Below are 231 nucleotides of genomic sequence, written 5' to 3'. Positions count from 1 at the left end.
GCTGCTGTTGTCCGCCGGAGAGATAGGCAGGATATGCGTCGCGCTTTTCCTAAAGGCCCACCCGGGCCAGATGCGCCTCGGCCCGGTCGGTGGCCTCAGCCCCGCTGAGGCCGAGAATCTGCACCGGCCCCTCGATCAGGTTTTGCAGCACCGTCATGTGCTGCCACAGGCTGAACGAGTGAAACACCATGCCGAGGCGGGAGCGGAACCCTTCAAGCTGACGGCGATGCT

1 pseudogene is annotated in these 231 nt (G+C 64.5%); it reads right to left on the bottom strand.

The features are described from left to right. Nucleotides 1-49 precede the first annotated feature (49 nt). Nucleotides 50-231: pseudogene (locus R0J92_RS27275) on the bottom strand (histidine/lysine/arginine/ornithine ABC transporter ATP-binding protein); the annotation flags it as partial.

It is taken from the genome of Tritonibacter sp. SIMBA_163, assembly GCF_046535935.1.
In the GTDB taxonomy this organism is placed as follows: domain Bacteria; phylum Pseudomonadota; class Alphaproteobacteria; order Rhodobacterales; family Rhodobacteraceae; genus Epibacterium; species Epibacterium scottomollicae.
This window is presented reverse-complemented; position numbering and strand designations above follow the sequence as displayed.